Source organism: Vicinamibacterales bacterium, assembly GCA_036504215.1.
Lineage (GTDB): Bacteria > Acidobacteriota > Vicinamibacteria > Vicinamibacterales > Fen-181 > FEN-299.
Genome location: DASXVO010000021.1, coordinates 190,524 through 207,176 on the forward strand (window position 1 = coordinate 190,524; position 16,653 = coordinate 207,176).

The window sequence follows — 16,653 nt, forward strand, 5'->3', positions numbered from 1 at the left end:
GATCAGTGCGCGCCTCCACGCTGGTTGTTCTTCCAGTAGAGCTCCTCGACATTCGACAGCACGTAATGATCGAGGATCGCCGGACGGAAATTGCCCATGTCCTTCCTGGCGCCGACGAGGATGGAGGGACTCGCGATGGCAATGAGCGGCAACTCGTCCGCCACGATGTCCTGCACGCGGTCGTAGAGCCGCTTCCGCTCGATGGCGTCTGTCGTGACCGATTGACGCCGCATGAGATCGTCGATTTCCGCCTCCCACCTGGTTGCCGGCGTGCGCTGGCCAGGGTTCCACAGATGCGTCGGACCGTTCGACAGCCAGACGTTCATCTCGGCGGACGGATCCGCGTCGCCGCTCGCCAGCCCCAGCACGCATGCGTCGTAGTCGCGCGATTCGAGCACGCGGTTCAGCAGCGCACGGAATTCGAGTGTCACGACCGTCGCACGCATGCCGAGCTGCGACAGATCGTCCTGGACGATCGTGGCCATCTGCGTACGCGGCTGGTTGCCCGCGGCGACGAGAATCGTGAACTCGACGGGTGCGCCCTGCCCATCGTGCAGCCGGCCATCGGCACTCCACGTGAAACCGTCGCTTCGCAGGAGCTGCCGCGCGCGGTCGAGAGAACGTGGCGGCCGCGGAATCCCCTGGTCGATCCACCGCGCGTTCGCCGGCGTCACGTGAGTCCACAGCGGCGCGCCGTGCCCGCGGTAGACGAGCCGTACTACGGCGTCCCGGTCGATCGCCGCTGACACTGCCTGCCTGAAGGCGCGGCCACGAAACCACGCCTGCTTGCGTGCCACCGCCGGGAGACCGCGGCCCGCGAGGTCGTTCTGGTTGAAAAACAGGAAGTTGTACTCGAGGCCGGGCCCGAGATCGATCACCCGGTACCCGCCGTCCCGCTGGCCCGCCCGGAGCGACTCGTAGTCGTCGGCGGTGAGCCGCGTCACCAGGTCGGTCTCGGACGCCTGAAAGCGCAGCGCCTGCGCGCTCTCATCGGGCACCTGGATGAACGTGAGCCGCTGGAGATACGGCAGGGCCTGGCCACGGGCGTCCACCTTCCAGTAGTACGGATTCCGCTCGAGCACAATCCGTTCGCCGGGGACGTAGCGCGCCAGGCGGAAGGGACCGAGCCCCGCGATGGCCGACGGCGCGGTCGTCAGGTTCCATGCCTGAGAGAGCGTGCCCTCGGCGTATGCGCGTCCCAGCAGGTGCCGCGGCAGGATGGCCACGCTGTCGAACAGGCGTTCGCCGGCCGCCAGGGGGCTGGGAAGATCGACGGCCACGGTGAGCCCGTCGACCTTGCGGACGGTCATTGGTTTCCCGTCCGCCATGAGCAGTTCGCGCTGCGGCGAGTGCACGCGCTCATCCAGATAGACGCCAAAGCTGAAGATGACGTCGTCTGCATCGCAGGGGTGACCGTCGGAGAAACGAAGGCCGCGCCGAAGCGTCAGCGTGTAGTGACGACCGTCGGAGGTGACCGACCACGCCCGGGCGAGAGCGGGTTCGGTTCCAAGAGTCCCTCGGTTGATGTGGACGAGATCGGCCATCAGACGCCCGAGCACCTCGCGCGAAGGCGCGTCGATTGCCATCACCGGGTTGAATGTCTTCGGCTCGGCTCGCTGCGCGATGACCAGCTGGCCGCCGGGAATACCGGCGGACGCCGTGGTCGTCATCGGCTCTGCCATCCTGCCGCCGGGCGAACGCTCGAAGGCGCCCCCGCCCAACGCGCCGGTGGCCATCAGTATCGTCAGCAGACACACCGCGGAGTGTCGGCGCGTCATGTCAGCATGCCTCCGCCGTTGGGCGCGGGGCGCGGCCGAATCGCGGCATCTTCTCGATGTCCCGCGCCGCACGGTCGTACAGCGCGACCACCGCGACGATGGCGCCGAGCGGCGCGGCCAGCCACCAGTGGGACAGCACCAAGCCTGGAGGGATCATGCCTGCGGTCAACGTGCCCCAACTCGCCGTGGGCTCGGCAACACCGAGGCCCAGAAACGAGAGCGTGATCTCCGCGAGCACGTAGCGCGGGGCCAGCAACGCGGCCTGCGTCACTGCGACACCGATGGCCTGGGGCATCACGTGGCGCGCGAGCACGCGGAACGCCGTCGCGCCACAACTCCGGGCAGCGAGCACGTGGTCGCCGTCCCGCTCGGAGAGCACGACCGCACGAATCAGGCGCGCCGGTCGGGCCCAGCCAACCGCGCCGACGAGTCCCGCGGTGAGCAGAAACGTGCGAACGGGCGACAGGTCGAGCGGCAGAAGGCTGCGCAGCGCGAGCAGCAGGTAGAACCATGGCAGGGACAGGCAGGCGTCGGTCAGCCACATGAGGACGCCGTCCAACCACCCGCCGTGATAGCCGGCCACCGTGCCAATGACGATGCCGAGGCCGAGAGCGATTACCGTGGCCATCAGACCCGCATACAGCGTCGGCCGGGCCCCAATCACCAGACGGGACAGCAGGTCGCGCCCGTACCGATCCGTACCGAGCAGGAACAGACGCGCGGGCTCGTCCACGCCAAGCAGATGACGGTCCCAACCCACGAGACCTCCGAGTCGGTACGGCGCGCCTCTCGACCACAGCTGCAGCGGCATCGCCCTGCTCGGGTCCTCGCGCGGCGCACGGCTGGCCGGATCCATCCAAAACGGATAGACCAGCGGCCTCAGGTGCCAGCGACCGGCGGTGTCGACGAAGTGCAGCCGCGTCGGAGGCGCGAGCGCCAAGTCGCGGTGCTGACGGTCCGGCGCATCCGGCGCGAGCGGGTCCGCGAACAGCACCAGGGCGTGGAGCGCCAGCAGTGCCATCACGGCGTTGGGCGTCCGTATCCACATTGGCCCCATCCATGACTTCTCCAGCGCGTTCGTTCCGGCAAGCGGAAGGCCCGACGAACGTCCAGGTGTTACCGGTTCACGTATCGAGTTCGGAATGCGTGGTTCGGCATCCTGCCCAGCCGTGGGTCCACGAGCCGCGCAATCAGGTCCGACGCGGTGGTCGCCGTCCCGAGCATCACCATCGAGCAGACGCTCGCGCCGATCACCACGGGTATGTCCCGCGACCGGGTCGCCTCGACGAGCAGGGGGCCGAGGCCCGGCCAGCCCGTCACAACCTCAACCAGCAGCGACGCGCTGAAGAGTCCGGCTGCCGAGAGGCCGCCGAGCGAGATCAGCGGTGGCGCGGCCACCTTCAATGCCGATCGGAACAGCAGACGCCGGCGGGGGACGCCGCGCGCGCGTGCCGTGACGATGAACGGCGCTGCGAGAACTCCCACGACGCTGCTTCGCACATGGCGAACGAGCGTCGGCAGAAGACCGATCACGAGAACCAACGCCGGCAGCGCCAGGTGTGCCAATACATCGGCGGCCCACGCCGAGGCAGACGCGTCGTCGATCCGCGCCGACGCCAGTCCGCCAACCGGTGTGACACCGATCTGAATTGAAACCACGATGAACCCAAGGGCCAGAACCGGATCGGGGAGCGCGAGCGCGACGGCCAGGCACGAACCGATCGCGCGATCGAACCACGAACCCGCGCGCGCCGCCATCGCCACGCCGATTGGAATGGCGAGCAGCCATGCGAACGCCATGGCGACCAGGCCCAGCAGCAACGTTCTCCCGGCGCGGACCATCACGAGGGGCGCGACCGGAGTGTTGTATTCCAGCGAGATGCCGAGGTCACCACGCGCTGCCGACGCGATCCAGGAACCGACACGCATGAGGACTGGCCGATCGAGCCCGTGCCGCGCGCGGAGATCGCTCACGGCGCCCTGCGAGTAATGGGGTTCGAGGCGTAGCGGCTGATCGTAGCTGCCCGGCGCCCAGACGCTCGCGCCAACCGTGAGCAGCGCGATTGCCGCGATCAGCGTCGCAATATGAGCGAGGCGGTGAATCAGCAGGGAGATCATGGCTCACACGTGCAGAGGCACGTCCGCTGCCAGATAGGACGGGTGTCGTACAGTCCCCCGCAAGTGGCTGGTCCAGCGCGAGTTCGTTGATCGCGTGCACTTCCGCCGGTCCGCGTCACAGGGCGACCGAATTCCCGGCCGCGTAAGCCGTTTACGTAAAACGGTCAGTCGCCGCCGGTCGAATGCCCGGGCAGCGGGGCGCGTCACGCGCTGTGGCTTCGTCGAACGACGACTGCATTCCATACACGGCTGTCGGGTGGATGGACAACCACGCGGGTGTGCATCGGGACACCGCGCGGCGCCGCGGCGGCTCCAGCGCCCGGCAGGGCGCTGCGGTGCCGTGACAAATCCGGCGGATTCATGGAGATTCTGGTGTTCGCAGCCGTCGCTAACGGCGGCCGTTCAGCTCTGGTACAACCCGTGCAGGCTGGAGAGGCCGTTCCGCGGAGATCGAGCGACGCAGGCGCGCTCTGTCGAGACCCCATCTCACACCCAACGATCGTAGGTGTTCCGGCAGGTTTGCGAATCGGCGTACGGAGGCGAACTGACATGACTGCTCGCGGCTCAATTCTCGTCACCGACGATGAGGAGAAGATCGTCCGGGTATTGGGGAGCGCGCTACGCGAAGAAGGCCACGAGGTCGTCGAGACGACGAGCCCGCACGAGGCGAAACGGCTGCTCGCCACGCGCCCATTCGACCTGTTCGTCGTCGACAACGTGATGCCCGAGTTGTCGGGCATGGACCTGATTCGTGAGCTCATGGGCACATCCCCGGAGGTCGAGCGGCCGCACATTCTGCTCATGACCGGTCACGCGACCATTGACGGCGCGATCGAGGCGATGAAACTCGGCGCGCTGGACTACCTCCGCAAGCCGTTCGAGATCGATCACGTGATCGCCACGGCAGCTCGCGTGGTCGAGACGCGCCGCGCGCGCCTGGGCAACGCGACACCCCCGACCGATGACGGAGACCACGTCGAGTCGGGCGTCGTCGGACAGAGCCCCGCGATCCGCGAAGTGCTGCGGCAGGCGAAGGTGGTGGCGGCGTGCAACAGCACCGTGCTGCTCACCGGTGAGACCGGGACTGGAAAGGAACTGGTTGCGCGCGCCATTCACATGCACAGCCCGCGACGCGCGCGACCGTTCATCAAGGTCAATTGCGCCGCCATCCCGGACAATCTGCTCGAGTCCGAGTTGTTCGGCTACGTGCGGGGCGCATTCACCGGCGCGATGGGCAACCGCCGTGGCAAGTTTGCGCTGGCCGAGCGCGGCAGCATCTTCCTCGACGAGATCGGCACGCTCAGCCCGGTTCTCCAGCCGAAGATCCTGCGGGTCATCCAGGAGCGCGAGTTCGAGCCGCTCGGCGCCGAGCGCACCGAACGTGCGGACGTGCGGATCATCGCCGCCACCAATCGCGACCTCTCGACCATGGTTTCCGAGGGGCGGTTCCTCGAGGACCTCTACTACCGGTTGAACGTGATCCCGATTCACATCCCGCCGCTTCGCAACCGGCCGGAAGACATCCCGCTGCTGGTCGAGTACTTCGTCAGGAAGCACCAGAGGCAGGTGGGCAAGCACATCGAAGGCCTCGAACCATCGGCCATGTTGATGCTGCAGCGATACTCGTGGCCTGGCAATGTCCGGGAACTGGAGAACACCATCGAGCGGGCCGTCGTGCTCGCCTGCGGCACGGTGATCCGTCCGCAGTGCGTGGCCGTCGCCCGGGCCATGCCCCAGGAGTCGGTACCGCTCCCCTCGATGACGCTTCGCACCAACGTGGAGTGGGTGGAGCGGGAGACCGTGCGCCGGGCCGTCGAGGCGGCGCATGGCGTGAAGCGAGACGCTGCCGACCTGATCGGGATCAGCCAACGCGCCTTGAGCTACTACCTCGCCAAGCACAACCTCGAACCGGGGAACCGGCCCGCTTCTTCCACGCAGTCTGGCGGTTCTCAGGACGGACAGGCGTGACGAGAGACGTAAGGGTTCTTTCCTGTTTCGAAGGTTCGGACTACGGCAACCGGATCGCAGCGCCGTTGGCCACTGGCACCAGCGGCCCGATCGCGGTCAGCGCCGACACGTAGTCGAGGAACCGGTCATCCGGGAGCGCAGCCGCGGCCCTCGCGACGGCCCACCAGTCGTCCGGATGTGCCATGTCGGCCGACGTGATGGCATCCCAGACCGCGTACGCCGCGACGTCGGGCGAAAGAGCGGCTGGCAGTCCGAGGGCCGCAAGCGCCTCGGCGACACGCAGGTGGACATCGGCCAATTGCGTCGGCAGCACACCCGCGCCGCGCGGCCCCTGGACGTCCTCCCAGGCGTGGCCGTCGGGCAACCGGACCGACAGGCTCCCGTCGAGCGTCCTGGTTGCGACTCCCCACCCGTCCAGTTCCGCACGCGGCAAATCGGGCTCGCCGATCCGCAGCAGGTCGGTCAGCGAGAAGAGAGTGACGGCCCGCACCTGATCGGTACGGACCAGCCACAACGCGGCGCGGCACCGCCATTCGCTCAGCCCAACCGAGACAGCCCGTTGCCACAGGGCCGGCGGAGTTGTCAGGAGTTCCGCCGCACGGGTGCGTCCACGTCGGATCGCCGCAACGATCCCGTCACGGGTGGCATCGCTCAGTCGAAACGGGCTGAACGCGGTCACGGTCTCACCAAACGCCCTGACGTCCTGCGGATCGGGACGCGGCCGTGTCCCGGGATCCTGCACCGACAGTCGTCGCACCCAGGATTGCGAGTACACCGTGCGGAGTGCCAGCACCGAGCCCTGGATCACCCAGCTCTTGTCCGGCATGCGCACTTCCTCTGGGAGGTGCCATGCATCGAGCGCAGGTCCCGCCGTCGCGTCGAAGAGATGGCGACGCGACGGGTCTCCGCCCATCAGGATCGAATCGTCGGGATCGCCAATCGCCCCGGCGTAGGCGAACGACACCAGCGCATCGGCGAGCAGGACGTCGCTCATGGTCAACAGCCTCGTCGCCTTCTCGCCGCGCGTGCGCGCATCCGCGTGTGCGAGGCTCTGCCTGGCGTCGTCGAGGGTGGCCCGGAGCGCGGGTATGGGGTGACCGAACAGACCGTCGAACTCCAGGCGAAGACCGGGCGCGAGTGCGTTGAGCGTTGCGACCTGGCGTTGGATCTCGTCGGCGCCGGCGCGCGGATCGGCCAGCGCGACGGCCACATCCTGAAGCGTCAGGGCATCGTCGATACGCGTGCTCTTCTGGATGACCCGGATGCGTTCGAGACGGACGGCCGTCGCGGCGCCAAGATCGACACGGTATCGCTGGTCTTCCCAGCTGAGAACGATGGCCGGGGCCGCCGGCAACCCTTGCCCCGAGACCGCCCGCACGAGGCAAGCCTCAGCAGGAGTCTTGTCGCTGCACAACTGAGGCAGCAGGGTGGAGCGCATCCACCGACCCACTGCTCCGACCGCGAGCCCACCTGTCGCCGGATCGGACGCGGACGCTCCGGCTGGCCCGCGGGACGGCAGCGCGAACAGGGACATGGCGCTGGCGTGGGCGCGCGACTTCTCGAGGACGCCGGTCGTGACGGCTCGTTCGAGGATTGCCAGCACGCCTTGCACCTGTGCGGTGTCCACGACCGCTGCTCCTCTGTCGAAACCCGCCCACGAACGCGAGGCAAATCGGAGCGCGGTCGCGTAGTCAGCCGGGCGATCGAGGCCAATGCGTTCGAGCGTCAGCAGCAATCCGTTGTTTCGGGGAAATGACGTGACGGCTTCGCAGACGGCGGGCAGATCGGCCAGACCTGCTGTCGGGAACATGCGCTGAGCGAACGTCACGGCACCGAGCCATTCCGCGCGCCGCTCTGGCCGTTCGCGTTCGATCCGATCCACGAGCCAGGCCGCATCGATCGGTGCGGCGTTGACTCTGGCTGAGGCGCACGCCTGGGGTAGTCCGCCGAACACGGTCTCCCACAGCGAGCGCCACGACGGCCCGGCCATCCGGCCGGTATCATCCACCCGGATCTGGATGAGCACGGCCGCAGGGTTCACAGGATGCCGCACCACCTGCCATCCGTTGAGCGACTCGACGGACCGCGAGCGCGCGAAGCTGCCGTAGAGCGCGCGGGCCCGGTTGATCTGGTCGGCGTCAGCGCCCGTGCCCAGGGCGAACGCCTGTCGCGGGGTCTCCAGATGAGCGACGGTATCGTAGAAGAACGCCGCGCGCCCGCCGTCGCGGGCGAGCAGGTCGCGGATGAATCCGTCCACGTCGGTCGGCTCACGTCCGATGAGGGCCTGCCAGACGGGTGCGGCGTTGTCTCCACCGGGGACGACGAGGTGTTCGTTCCTGAGCCGGATCGATCGCCCCCATTCGGCGAACACGGCGGCGCTCTTGTCGGCCACGGCCGACAGGAGCGACGGGTGATTCCCGAAGAACGCAAGCGTCTCGTCATCGAGCGCCATGAGCCCGTGGTACATGAACGCAGCCCGTCGGTCGCCGAGAATCGCGGCCGCCAACTGCTCGGGTGGCACCGGGCGGTGCACGATCGCCGAGGCCCAGATCTCCGGCGACAGGGGAAGCGGAACCCTCTCACTGGGGATCTCCACGCGAACCGTCTCACCAGCGTTCAGCCGCTTGATCCAGTCGGCGAGCGGAACTCCGGCCCATTCGAGCGCCTGGCGCCGTCCCGCCGCATCGGGACCCGGCGCCGCCTGCAGGGATCCGCCGACGACCACCAGGCCGCTGGACGAGGCCCACGTGTGAACGACCTCGGCCACTGTTCCCGATGGCGTCAGCGCGACCCCATGTGGCGGCAGTGCCGCGGCGGCCGACTGCGCCAGAGCGACCGCATCGAGATAGGCCAGGGCTTGGAACGGCGGCTTGGCGCGGAGCACGTGCGCCACGCGCACGAACGCCAGCAGCGCGGTTGTGGGGTCGGAGGCCCCTGGCATGTCGGCTGCGCGGAACAGACCGGCCACGCCCCCCGGCACGAGGAGATCGGAAACGACTGAAGCGGTGCCCGGGGTTGCCGCGCCTGCGGTCAGCGCTCCAATCAGCACGAGCACCAGCGGGAGTGCGCCGAGAGCACACCACCAGGAAGAGCCTGCCATGTCACCTCGACGACTCACACCATTCACCTCTCCGCCCGCGCCTTCTTCTCGACAGCGATCACCCATTCGGCGACGAGCGACTGGCGTGAACCGCCGGACTCGACATACGCGTCGCGGTAGCGCCGAAGGCGCGCGAGCGAATCGCTCGCCCGTGCAGGGTCGCGTTGGGTGACGCGCTCGAATATCGCTTGCATGCCGACAAAGAGCAGATCGGTGTCGGCGGGTGGGCGCGCAATCCCGGCGTCGACGTATTCGAGGACGCGGTCGTAGTACCGGCCCTCCAGCGCTGCGACCGCCAGGCGCAGCCGAATTGGCCGATTGTCGGGCCACTTCGAGAGCGCCTCCTCGAGCGTGTCGAGGACGCGGTTTGTCTGCCCGAGTCGAGTCATCGCTTCTGCGAGTAGACGGTACACCACCGGATACTGATCGAGGCCGACCAGCGAGGTCTGCCACGCGTTGATCGCCTGAGGATCGCGCCCGCCCGCGGCGTAGCAGGCCCCGATGAAGAACGCGCCCACGAAGAACTCGGGGGATGCCCGCAGCGCCAGGCGGAAGTCCTCGGACGCCGGCTGCAATTGCTTCTGCGAGAACAGTGACAGGCCGTGCAGGAACGGCCCCGCCGGATCCTTCGGATCGCGTGCCGTGAGCATCGCAGCCGCCTCGACGAATCGTCCGGCCTTCGCCTGTTCGATGGCCGGCCGCACGTGTCCGGGCGCTCGCATCGCGAGGTCGTCGAGGAACGGTCCAAGCACGGCCGGGTCGAGCACTTCGTCGGGACGAAAGGCCGGAGCCGCCGCCGCTGCGCCGGATGCGGGCCCTGGCCGCGGCCCTGGCGACAGCGCGCCATCGGCCCGCTCGAGCGAGAACGGCGCGACCAGTTGCGCAGCCTCCCTGCCCCCGACCGAGACTCCAACCCTGGCCGTGTACTCACCTGCCGGCAGCAGGCGGGCGTCGAGCACCGCTTGCGCCAACCTGGAGTTCCCTGCTCCGAAGGCCAGCGGCATCGGCATCGATACAATGGCTGCGCCGGATCTGTCCTTCGCAATTTCGACGCCGATCGCGACGTCGGACGGAGGCTCGCCATCGAAGCCGATGGGCAGCGACGCGACCAACGTCCCGCCACGCACTCTTTGGTCGGTCGTCATCGCGATCGGCGCGTCGGCGCCAGCCGTCTCGCCGATCAAGACGTCGCCGAATCGACACGATGCCGCCGTCTGCAGCCTCGCCGCCACCTTCGCATCAGCCGTACCGACGCGGCTGTTCCGCAGCATCGCCAGTCGGAGCCGATACGCGCCAGGCGGGACGGTGACGACATCCGCGAACGCGAGCGTCCCTGAGGCGGTTTGGCGAAGTTCCAGGCGTCGCAGCGCGTGTGCGCGGCGCTGACCCCGCTCGTCATCGAGCGCGAAGGCCACGGATGCCAGTCTGGATCCGGTCGCCTGCGACGCGTCCAGTTCCGCGAGGATGAGCAGACGAACGGCCGCGGAATCGTCGGCAGGCAGCGTGAACGCCGCAATCCTGATTGGCACGTCTCGCGGCGGCATGCGGGACGTCAGCGCGGCATCCAACTCGGTGGTGTCGTCGACGAGGACGATCCGTGGCGGTTGCTGAGTGGCGGCTTGCGACTGCGGCGGCGGGACGGCCGACAAGCAGGCAATCCACAGGAACGGCAGCATCATGGCGAGACCCTCACGGTCGGCTGGGCATCCGACGGTAGCCCTGTCGGGCGCGGACGCTGTAGCGGCCGTCACCCACCTCGACGCGAATCTGGTGCCACCTGCCGTCTCGAGATGAGGACGGCGGCGCGTAGGTGAGGAGGTACTGACTCGACAGTTCGTCGACGATCGTGTCGAACGTCTCCTGCAGCTCCGCCATATCGCGCGGGAAGAAGGCGCGACCGCCGCTGTGCCCGGCCAGCCATTCGCAGAGACTCCTCAGACCCGGTGCATCCGTCGCTCGGCCTTGGCCGATCATGAACAGCACGGCGTCGCTCCCCTCGGCCCGGCGCTGCACGGCGTCGCGCGCCACACGGCTCGATGTGTCCTCGCCGTCGGAAAACACCACGAGCCCTCGTCGTCCCGCCTCGGTGCCGAGCAGATCGAACGATCGGATGAGGGTCTCGTGCAGGGCGGTCATCCCCCACGGCGCGAGGCGATCGACGGCTTTCAGGCGCGCGGCCAGGCCCGCGGTAGGACGTGAGAGTACGAAGAAGTTCTCGTTGAACGCCGCCAGGGTCACGCGATCGGTTGGCTTCAATGCCGACAGAAAGCGTTTCACGTTCGCCTTCACACCTTCGGCGGCGTCGGTCATGCTGCCGCTGACATCCACCGCCACCGCAAGCTCGAGCGGGATGTTCTCCGCGCCGAAATGACTGATCGGCTGCGCCACGTTGTCCTCGAATACGCGAAACCCCTCACGCGTGAGGCCCCGGACGAACCGGCCACCATCGAGCACCGTGACGGTGACATGGACCATGTCCACGTCCACGGCCTCGACGTATTCGCTGCCCTTCGAGCGAATGCTCGATGTCAGACGCAGGCCGCCCGACAGCGTCGCCACGACCCGGAACAGGTGCTCGCGGACCGAGGTCCCGGCGTTCCACTCGCACTGGAAGGGCGGTTCTTCAACCGTGCAGACTTGCCGGCCATCGACGAAGAAGGTCATCCGGCCGACGACCTGGGATGGAGGTTCCACCGCGGCGCGCACGATCACGCTGCCGCTGACGTACGTCCCCACCCCGGGCGCCAGGATGCGCAGAACCGGGGCGGGGGCCTGCCCGGCGCCGAGCGATGTCATCAATAGCGCGGTGACTGCCAGCGCTGCGAGAAGTGGCCTCATGACGGTTGAGTGGGCCGGCCTCGACTACCGGACGTCGGCGATCATCAGAAGGTAGAGCTTCTGATTCTTCTTTTGGAGATAGACGATCTGCAAGCCGTCCTGCGACCAGGCGGGCAGCGTGGCGTTGACCGTTCCGCCGACCGGGGCTTTGTGTCCCTCACGATCGAGCAACGCCAGACGCCCGTCCGCATCGACGTACGCGAGGACACCCATGGGCGCCGGAGCCCAGCCAAACCGGACGCCGGGCAGAGGTGCCTCGTTGACCCACTCGCCGACGACGTGGCCCTTCAAGCGCATCGTGATGACGTCGGACGTCGTGGTGTTGTTGGAAGCCATGATGGCTGTAGCCTGGGACATGCTTTCTCCCCCGGCTCCACCCGCCGCGGCCGATCCCATCCCCGCCAGTTCGCCGCCCGACGATGTGTTGGTGAGCTTGGCGTTCGTCTTTCGCTGTTCCACGTCGATCTTCAGGGCCGGATCCCCGGGGGCGACGACGGCAGACTTCCAGACCCAGTAGGTGGCGGCCCACTCGGGCGTCCCATCGGTCTGACCGATGGAGAGGGTGGGCGACGTGGAGATCTGGTAGTGCCGGACCTTGTCCTTTCCCTGCGCCACACGCAGGTAGATCGCGCCGTCGCTGCGCCAGGCCAGGCCGATTGGATCGCCCTGAGCTTTCGTCGTATCGAGTTCGGCGAGAATTCTCGGCGCGCTCACTGTGAGGAGCCGCACGTCGGCCACCGCCGACTTCTGAGCAGTGGATGCCTGGCTGAACAGGATGGCGAGTGCGATGGCGAGCATGTTGGTCCTCGGACCCCGGCTCGAAGCCGGTCGTGACAGGGCGCCGCGAGTGTGCCACATCGAGGGACGCCCGGCAAATCGAAATGTCACCACGAACCGCGATCGACCCGCAGCCGCCGAGCGCCCCCCCCACTGCGTGCGGGCCGGCGCAGGACGCCCGAAAGGGACTTGACTCTATAATTCGATTGTTGTAGAAATATAGATATGACAAGCACCGACGTCGATCAGATTGCCCGATACGCCGACATGATGTCGGCCATGGGAACCGAGCCGCGCCTGCGAATCATGCGGCTGCTGCTCTCCGCCCATCCCGTCGGGATGGTGGTCGGTGAAATCCAGGACGAGCTGGCCATCGCCGGCTCGACGCTGTCGCATCACCTCGACAAGTTGAAGAACGAGGATCTGGTCCGCGTGCAGCGCGAGGGCACGTTCCTCAGGTATTCGGCCAACGCGGACGCGCTGAAGGAACTGCTCGCGTTCCTCTATGCCGAGTGCTGCTCCCGGAACAAGGCGGTCGCCCCGGAGTCGATTACCCGGCTCTGCAAGCGGTGCTGACGGACGGCGTCGTGAACCACGCGCGGAAGAACACGGTCACATTCGGGAAGGAGCGTTACATGTCGGACATCAAGGATGTTGTGAAGGAGCGATACGGAAAAGCGGCCCTCCGCGTGACGGCCGGCCAGGGCGACGCGAGCTGCGGCTGTGGTTCCAGTTGCTGCTCGTCCGTGCCGGGCGCGGTTGACCCGATCACGGTGAACCTCTACGACCAGAAGCAGACCGAGGGCCTCCCGGCCGAGGCGGTGCTGGCGTCGCTTGGCTGCGGTAATCCTACCGCGCTCGCCAGGCTGAATCCCGGCGAGGTCGTGCTCGACCTTGGCTCCGGCGGCGGGATCGACGTGCTGCTCTCCGCCAAGAGGGTCGGATCGGCCGGCAAGGCCTACGGCCTCGACATGACCGACGAAATGCTCGCGCTCGCTCGCGAGAACCAGAAGAAGGCGGGCATCGACAACGTCGAGTTCCTGAAAGGCGAAATCGAGAACATCCCGCTGCCGGACAACAGCGTGGACGTCATCATCTCGAACTGTGTCATCAACCTGTCGGCCGACAAGGATCGCGTGCTGGCCGAGGCGTTCCGCGTGCTGAGGCCAGGCGGCCGCGTCGCGGTCTCCGACATCGTCGTGCGCGGCGAGATCCCGGCGGAGATTCGCCGGGACGTCGAACTGTGGGTCGGATGCCTGTCCGGCGCCCTGGACGAATCCGACTACGTCGCCCGGCTGACGCGGGCCGGATTCGAGGACGTCTCGATCGAACCCACCCGCGTCTACAAGGTGGGCGACGCCAGGGAGTTCCTGTCCGGCCACGGGTTCGACGTGGACGCGCTCGCTCCGTTGGTGGACGGCCGTTTCTTCAGTGGCTTCATCCGCGGGCGAAAGCCGGCAGAGGTTCCGAAGCCCGCGTAGCGGCGTGCGGCCCCACGCATCCCGAGACGAGGACGTGAAGCGGAGGACGTTGCAGGCGGCAGAACGGGTATCCTGCTCGAAGGCTGCCCGTTCCACGCCATCTTCTAGACAATTCCCGCAACTATGGTATTGTCGTCTGCAACCCCACGACAGGCCGGTGAAGAGGGTCGGCCTGCAGCTTCCACCGAGGTGCACATGCCGCGCTCGCAACGCGATGTCTCGCTTGGTGTCACCGATGAGCGGTTCCCGGAAGGACTCCACCTCTGTCACATCTTCAACGATGATGAGGAGCGGGGGCGAACGATCGCGCGCTACTTCCAGCAGGGACTGAAGGAGGGCGAGCGGGCGCTGTGCCTCATGGACTCGATTTCGCCCGTCGAGGTCCGCGCCCACCTCGCAGAACTCGGCATCGACGTGTCCGCGCTCGACCGCCAGTTCTCGATCGCGGACTCCCAGCAGATGTACTGCCCGACCGGCACCTTCTTTCCCGATCAACTGCTCGACAACTTCGGCGCCTTCTGTCGCCAGGCGCACGACGAGGGGTTCTCGGGAACGCGGATCAGCGGCGACATGGGTTGGGCGCTTCGGACCGGGACGCGAGTCGAGGAACTGCTGGTCTACGAAGCCAAGGTGAAGACCTACCTGGAGACCTGTCCGGCAACGGCAGTCTGCGAGTACGACGCGCGCAAGTTCGACGGGTCGGTCATCCTCGACGTCCTGAGTGTGCACCCGGCCATGATCGTTCGCGGCCAGATCGTCAAGAACCCGTACTACGTCGAACCAGCCGACTACCTGGCACGGTATCGTGCGAGACACACGCCTTCCGCCTGATCTGGGCGCCGACGCGGAGATTCTGGGCCGGCTGCTCCTCGTGCAGACCACGCTGCACGTGATGCCGAAGCTGGACGGCATGGGCGAGTTCCTGTGCCAGGGTCTCTGTGACGTTCCGGGTGTTCGTGGGGCCGCCGTCTGCATCGGCGGGCGAATGGTCGGCCGCTCTGAAACGGTGCCGGAGTGTGAGCATCTTGCGAGCGCCGGTTCCTGCGATGCGCTCGTCGGGCAGACCTCGGACTCACCCTGTCGATCGTGTCCTCTCGCCGGACTTCCGGGCGTTATCCGCCTGCCATTCACCACCATCATTGCGTCGTACGGCTGGCTCGTGGTCTTCATCGATGATGCCGGCCGGTTCGCTCCGTACGCGCCTCACGTGCAGAACCTGGTCAGCCTTTTCGCGACGATCGTCGAGAATCGGCACCAGCACGGACAACTTGTCGAAGGGCGCCGCCTTCTCGAGCAGAAGGTCCAGGAGCGTACGCTGGAGCTGATCCGCGTGAACGAGGACCTCGCGCAATCGAGGAAACTCGAGAGCATCGGACGCCTCGCCGGCGGGATCGCTCACGATTTCAACAACCTTCTCACGGCGATCCTCGGCTACACGGAACTCGCCGAGGATCTCGCCCCGTCCGCCGCCACCGCCGACTGCCTGCGGGAGATTCGTGGCGCCGGCGAGCGGGCCGCCGCCCTCACGAGGCAGCTCCTCGCCTTCGCCCGACGGCAGGTGGTTGCCCCCAAGCCGGTGTCGCCCAATGCGCTGATCGACGACCTCGCCGCCATGCTCCGTCGCCTGATCGGGGAGCACATCCAACTGGTCGTCCGCCTCGACCCGTGCGGCTGGCGCGTGCTTCTGGATCCGGGCCAGTTCAGCCAGTTGCTCACCAACCTCGCCGTCAATGCCCGTGACGCGATGCCACGCGGAGGCAGCCTGACGGTGCAAACGGAGGGCGTGTCCCTCGACGAGGAGGGTGCGCGCCGGCTCGGGCTCTCGGAGGCGGGGGACTATCTCGTGATGACGGTGGCGGACACCGGCAGCGGCATGGCCGATGAGGTCAAGGTCCGGGCGTTCGAACCGTTCTTCACGACCAAGGCCGTGGGCCACGGCACCGGCCTCGGCCTCTCGACCTGCTACGGCATTGTCAAGCAGAACGGGGGACACATTCGGCTGGAGAGCGAGCCCGGCCAGGGCACGGTGTTCACGATCTACCTCCCTCGCACGGGGGACGAGGACCGGCCTGTGGTCGAGTGCCGCCCGCAGGACGACCGACTGCGCGGACACGAGACGGTGCTGGTCGCCGAGGACGAGAGCGCCATTCGAAGGCTGGCTGCCGCGACGCTCCGCGCGCACGGATACCACGTGCTCGAGGCGGCGAACGGGCAGGAGGCGCTCGACGTTCTCGCGAGCCACCGCGGGCACGTGGACGTGCTCATCACCGACGTCGTGATGCCCGAGATGGGAGCGCAGGAACTGGTCGCACGACTGCAGACGCTCGGCCATCAGCCGCTCGTCCTCTTTGTCTCCGGCTACCCGGATGCCGGTGGCGGAGACACCCATGGATCCGGAGCGGCCTTCCTCGCGAAGCCATTCGTGCCGATGGCACTTCTTCGCAAGGTGCGCGACCTGCTCGCCCGCCCGCCGCAATCCTCCTGATCGGCGCGGAGGATCGCGGGGATTCTCGAGCTCAACCCGGCCGGCCCGTGCGCCGATTACCGGATGGAGGACCGCGGGGGGTGTACAGGCAGCACCCTCCCGTTGGAG

General features: G+C 67.5%; 12 protein-coding genes. 5 read left to right on the forward strand and 7 right to left on the reverse strand.

Going from position 1 to position 16,653, the window contains the following annotated elements; translation table 11 throughout:
- Window positions 1-2 precede the first annotated feature (2 nt).
- The 3 genes from VGK32_05465 to VGK32_05475 all read right to left on the reverse strand — a co-directional run bounded on the left by VGK32_05465 (window position 3) and on the right by VGK32_05475 (window position 3,896).
- A complete protein-coding gene (locus VGK32_05465) occupies window positions 3-1,778 on the reverse strand; it encodes an ABC transporter substrate-binding protein (protein ID HEY3381196.1) in 1,776 nt (591 codons plus the stop codon).
- A 1-nt stretch (window position 1,779) separates the two neighbouring features.
- Window positions 1,780-2,826 carry an ABC transporter permease gene (locus VGK32_05470; GenBank protein ID HEY3381197.1) on the reverse strand — a complete coding sequence of 349 codons (1,047 nt, stop codon included), beginning with the start codon at window positions 2,824-2,826 and terminating at the stop codon, window positions 1,780-1,782.
- A gap of 68 nt (window positions 2,827-2,894) precedes the next feature.
- Entirely contained in the window at window positions 2,895-3,896 is a 1,002-nt protein-coding gene (locus VGK32_05475) for an ABC transporter permease (protein ID HEY3381198.1), read from the reverse strand.
- Between the two features lie 549 nt (window positions 3,897-4,445).
- On the opposite strand from VGK32_05475, the gene VGK32_05480 reads away from it, so the two are divergent.
- The gene (locus tag VGK32_05480) at window positions 4,446-5,864 is read left to right on the forward strand and encodes a sigma-54 dependent transcriptional regulator (protein ID HEY3381199.1); all 1,419 of its coding nucleotides are present in this window, start codon (window positions 4,446-4,448) and stop codon (window positions 5,862-5,864) included.
- A gap of 40 nt (window positions 5,865-5,904) precedes the next feature.
- On the opposite strand, the gene VGK32_05485 is transcribed toward VGK32_05480, so the two are convergent.
- Genes VGK32_05485 through VGK32_05500 form a run of 4 tightly spaced genes read right to left on the reverse strand, consistent with a single transcriptional unit; the run spans window position 5,905 to window position 12,600 of the window.
- Complete coding sequence (locus VGK32_05485; GenBank protein HEY3381200.1) at window positions 5,905-8,964, reverse strand: hypothetical protein; 3,060 nt, start codon at window positions 8,962-8,964, stop codon at window positions 5,905-5,907.
- Window positions 8,965-8,987: 23 nt separating this feature from the next.
- Window positions 8,988-10,643 carry a tetratricopeptide repeat protein gene (locus VGK32_05490; protein ID HEY3381201.1) on the reverse strand — a complete coding sequence of 552 codons (1,656 nt, stop codon included), beginning with the start codon at window positions 10,641-10,643 and terminating at the stop codon, window positions 8,988-8,990.
- 10 nt (window positions 10,644-10,653) lie between these two features.
- Window positions 10,654-11,802, reverse strand: a complete 1,149-nt coding sequence (locus VGK32_05495; GenBank protein HEY3381202.1) for a VWA domain-containing protein — start codon at window positions 11,800-11,802, stop codon at window positions 10,654-10,656.
- A 24-nt stretch (window positions 11,803-11,826) separates the two neighbouring features.
- The gene (locus VGK32_05500; protein ID HEY3381203.1) at window positions 11,827-12,600 is read right to left on the reverse strand and encodes a hypothetical protein; all 774 of its coding nucleotides are present in this window, start codon (window positions 12,598-12,600) and stop codon (window positions 11,827-11,829) included.
- A gap of 204 nt (window positions 12,601-12,804) precedes the next feature.
- Here VGK32_05500 and VGK32_05505 point away from each other — a divergent pair, with 204 nt between their 5' ends.
- From VGK32_05505 to VGK32_05520, 4 genes are all read left to right on the forward strand, one after another.
- On the forward strand, window positions 12,805-13,155 hold the full coding sequence (locus VGK32_05505) for a metalloregulator ArsR/SmtB family transcription factor (GenBank protein HEY3381204.1): 351 nt from the start codon (window positions 12,805-12,807) through the stop codon (window positions 13,153-13,155).
- An 11-nt stretch (window positions 13,156-13,166) separates the two neighbouring features.
- On the forward strand, window positions 13,167-14,060 hold the full coding sequence (locus VGK32_05510; GenBank protein ID HEY3381205.1) for an arsenite methyltransferase: 894 nt from the start codon (window positions 13,167-13,169) through the stop codon (window positions 14,058-14,060).
- A gap of 195 nt (window positions 14,061-14,255) precedes the next feature.
- On the forward strand, window positions 14,256-14,891 hold the full coding sequence (locus VGK32_05515; GenBank protein HEY3381206.1) for an MEDS domain-containing protein: 636 nt from the start codon (window positions 14,256-14,258) through the stop codon (window positions 14,889-14,891).
- Entirely contained in the window at window positions 14,866-16,545 is a 1,680-nt protein-coding gene (locus VGK32_05520; GenBank protein ID HEY3381207.1) for an ATP-binding protein, read from the forward strand. Before VGK32_05515 ends, VGK32_05520 begins: the two co-directional genes overlap by 26 nt.
- The last annotated feature ends 108 nt before the right edge of the window (window positions 16,546-16,653 follow it).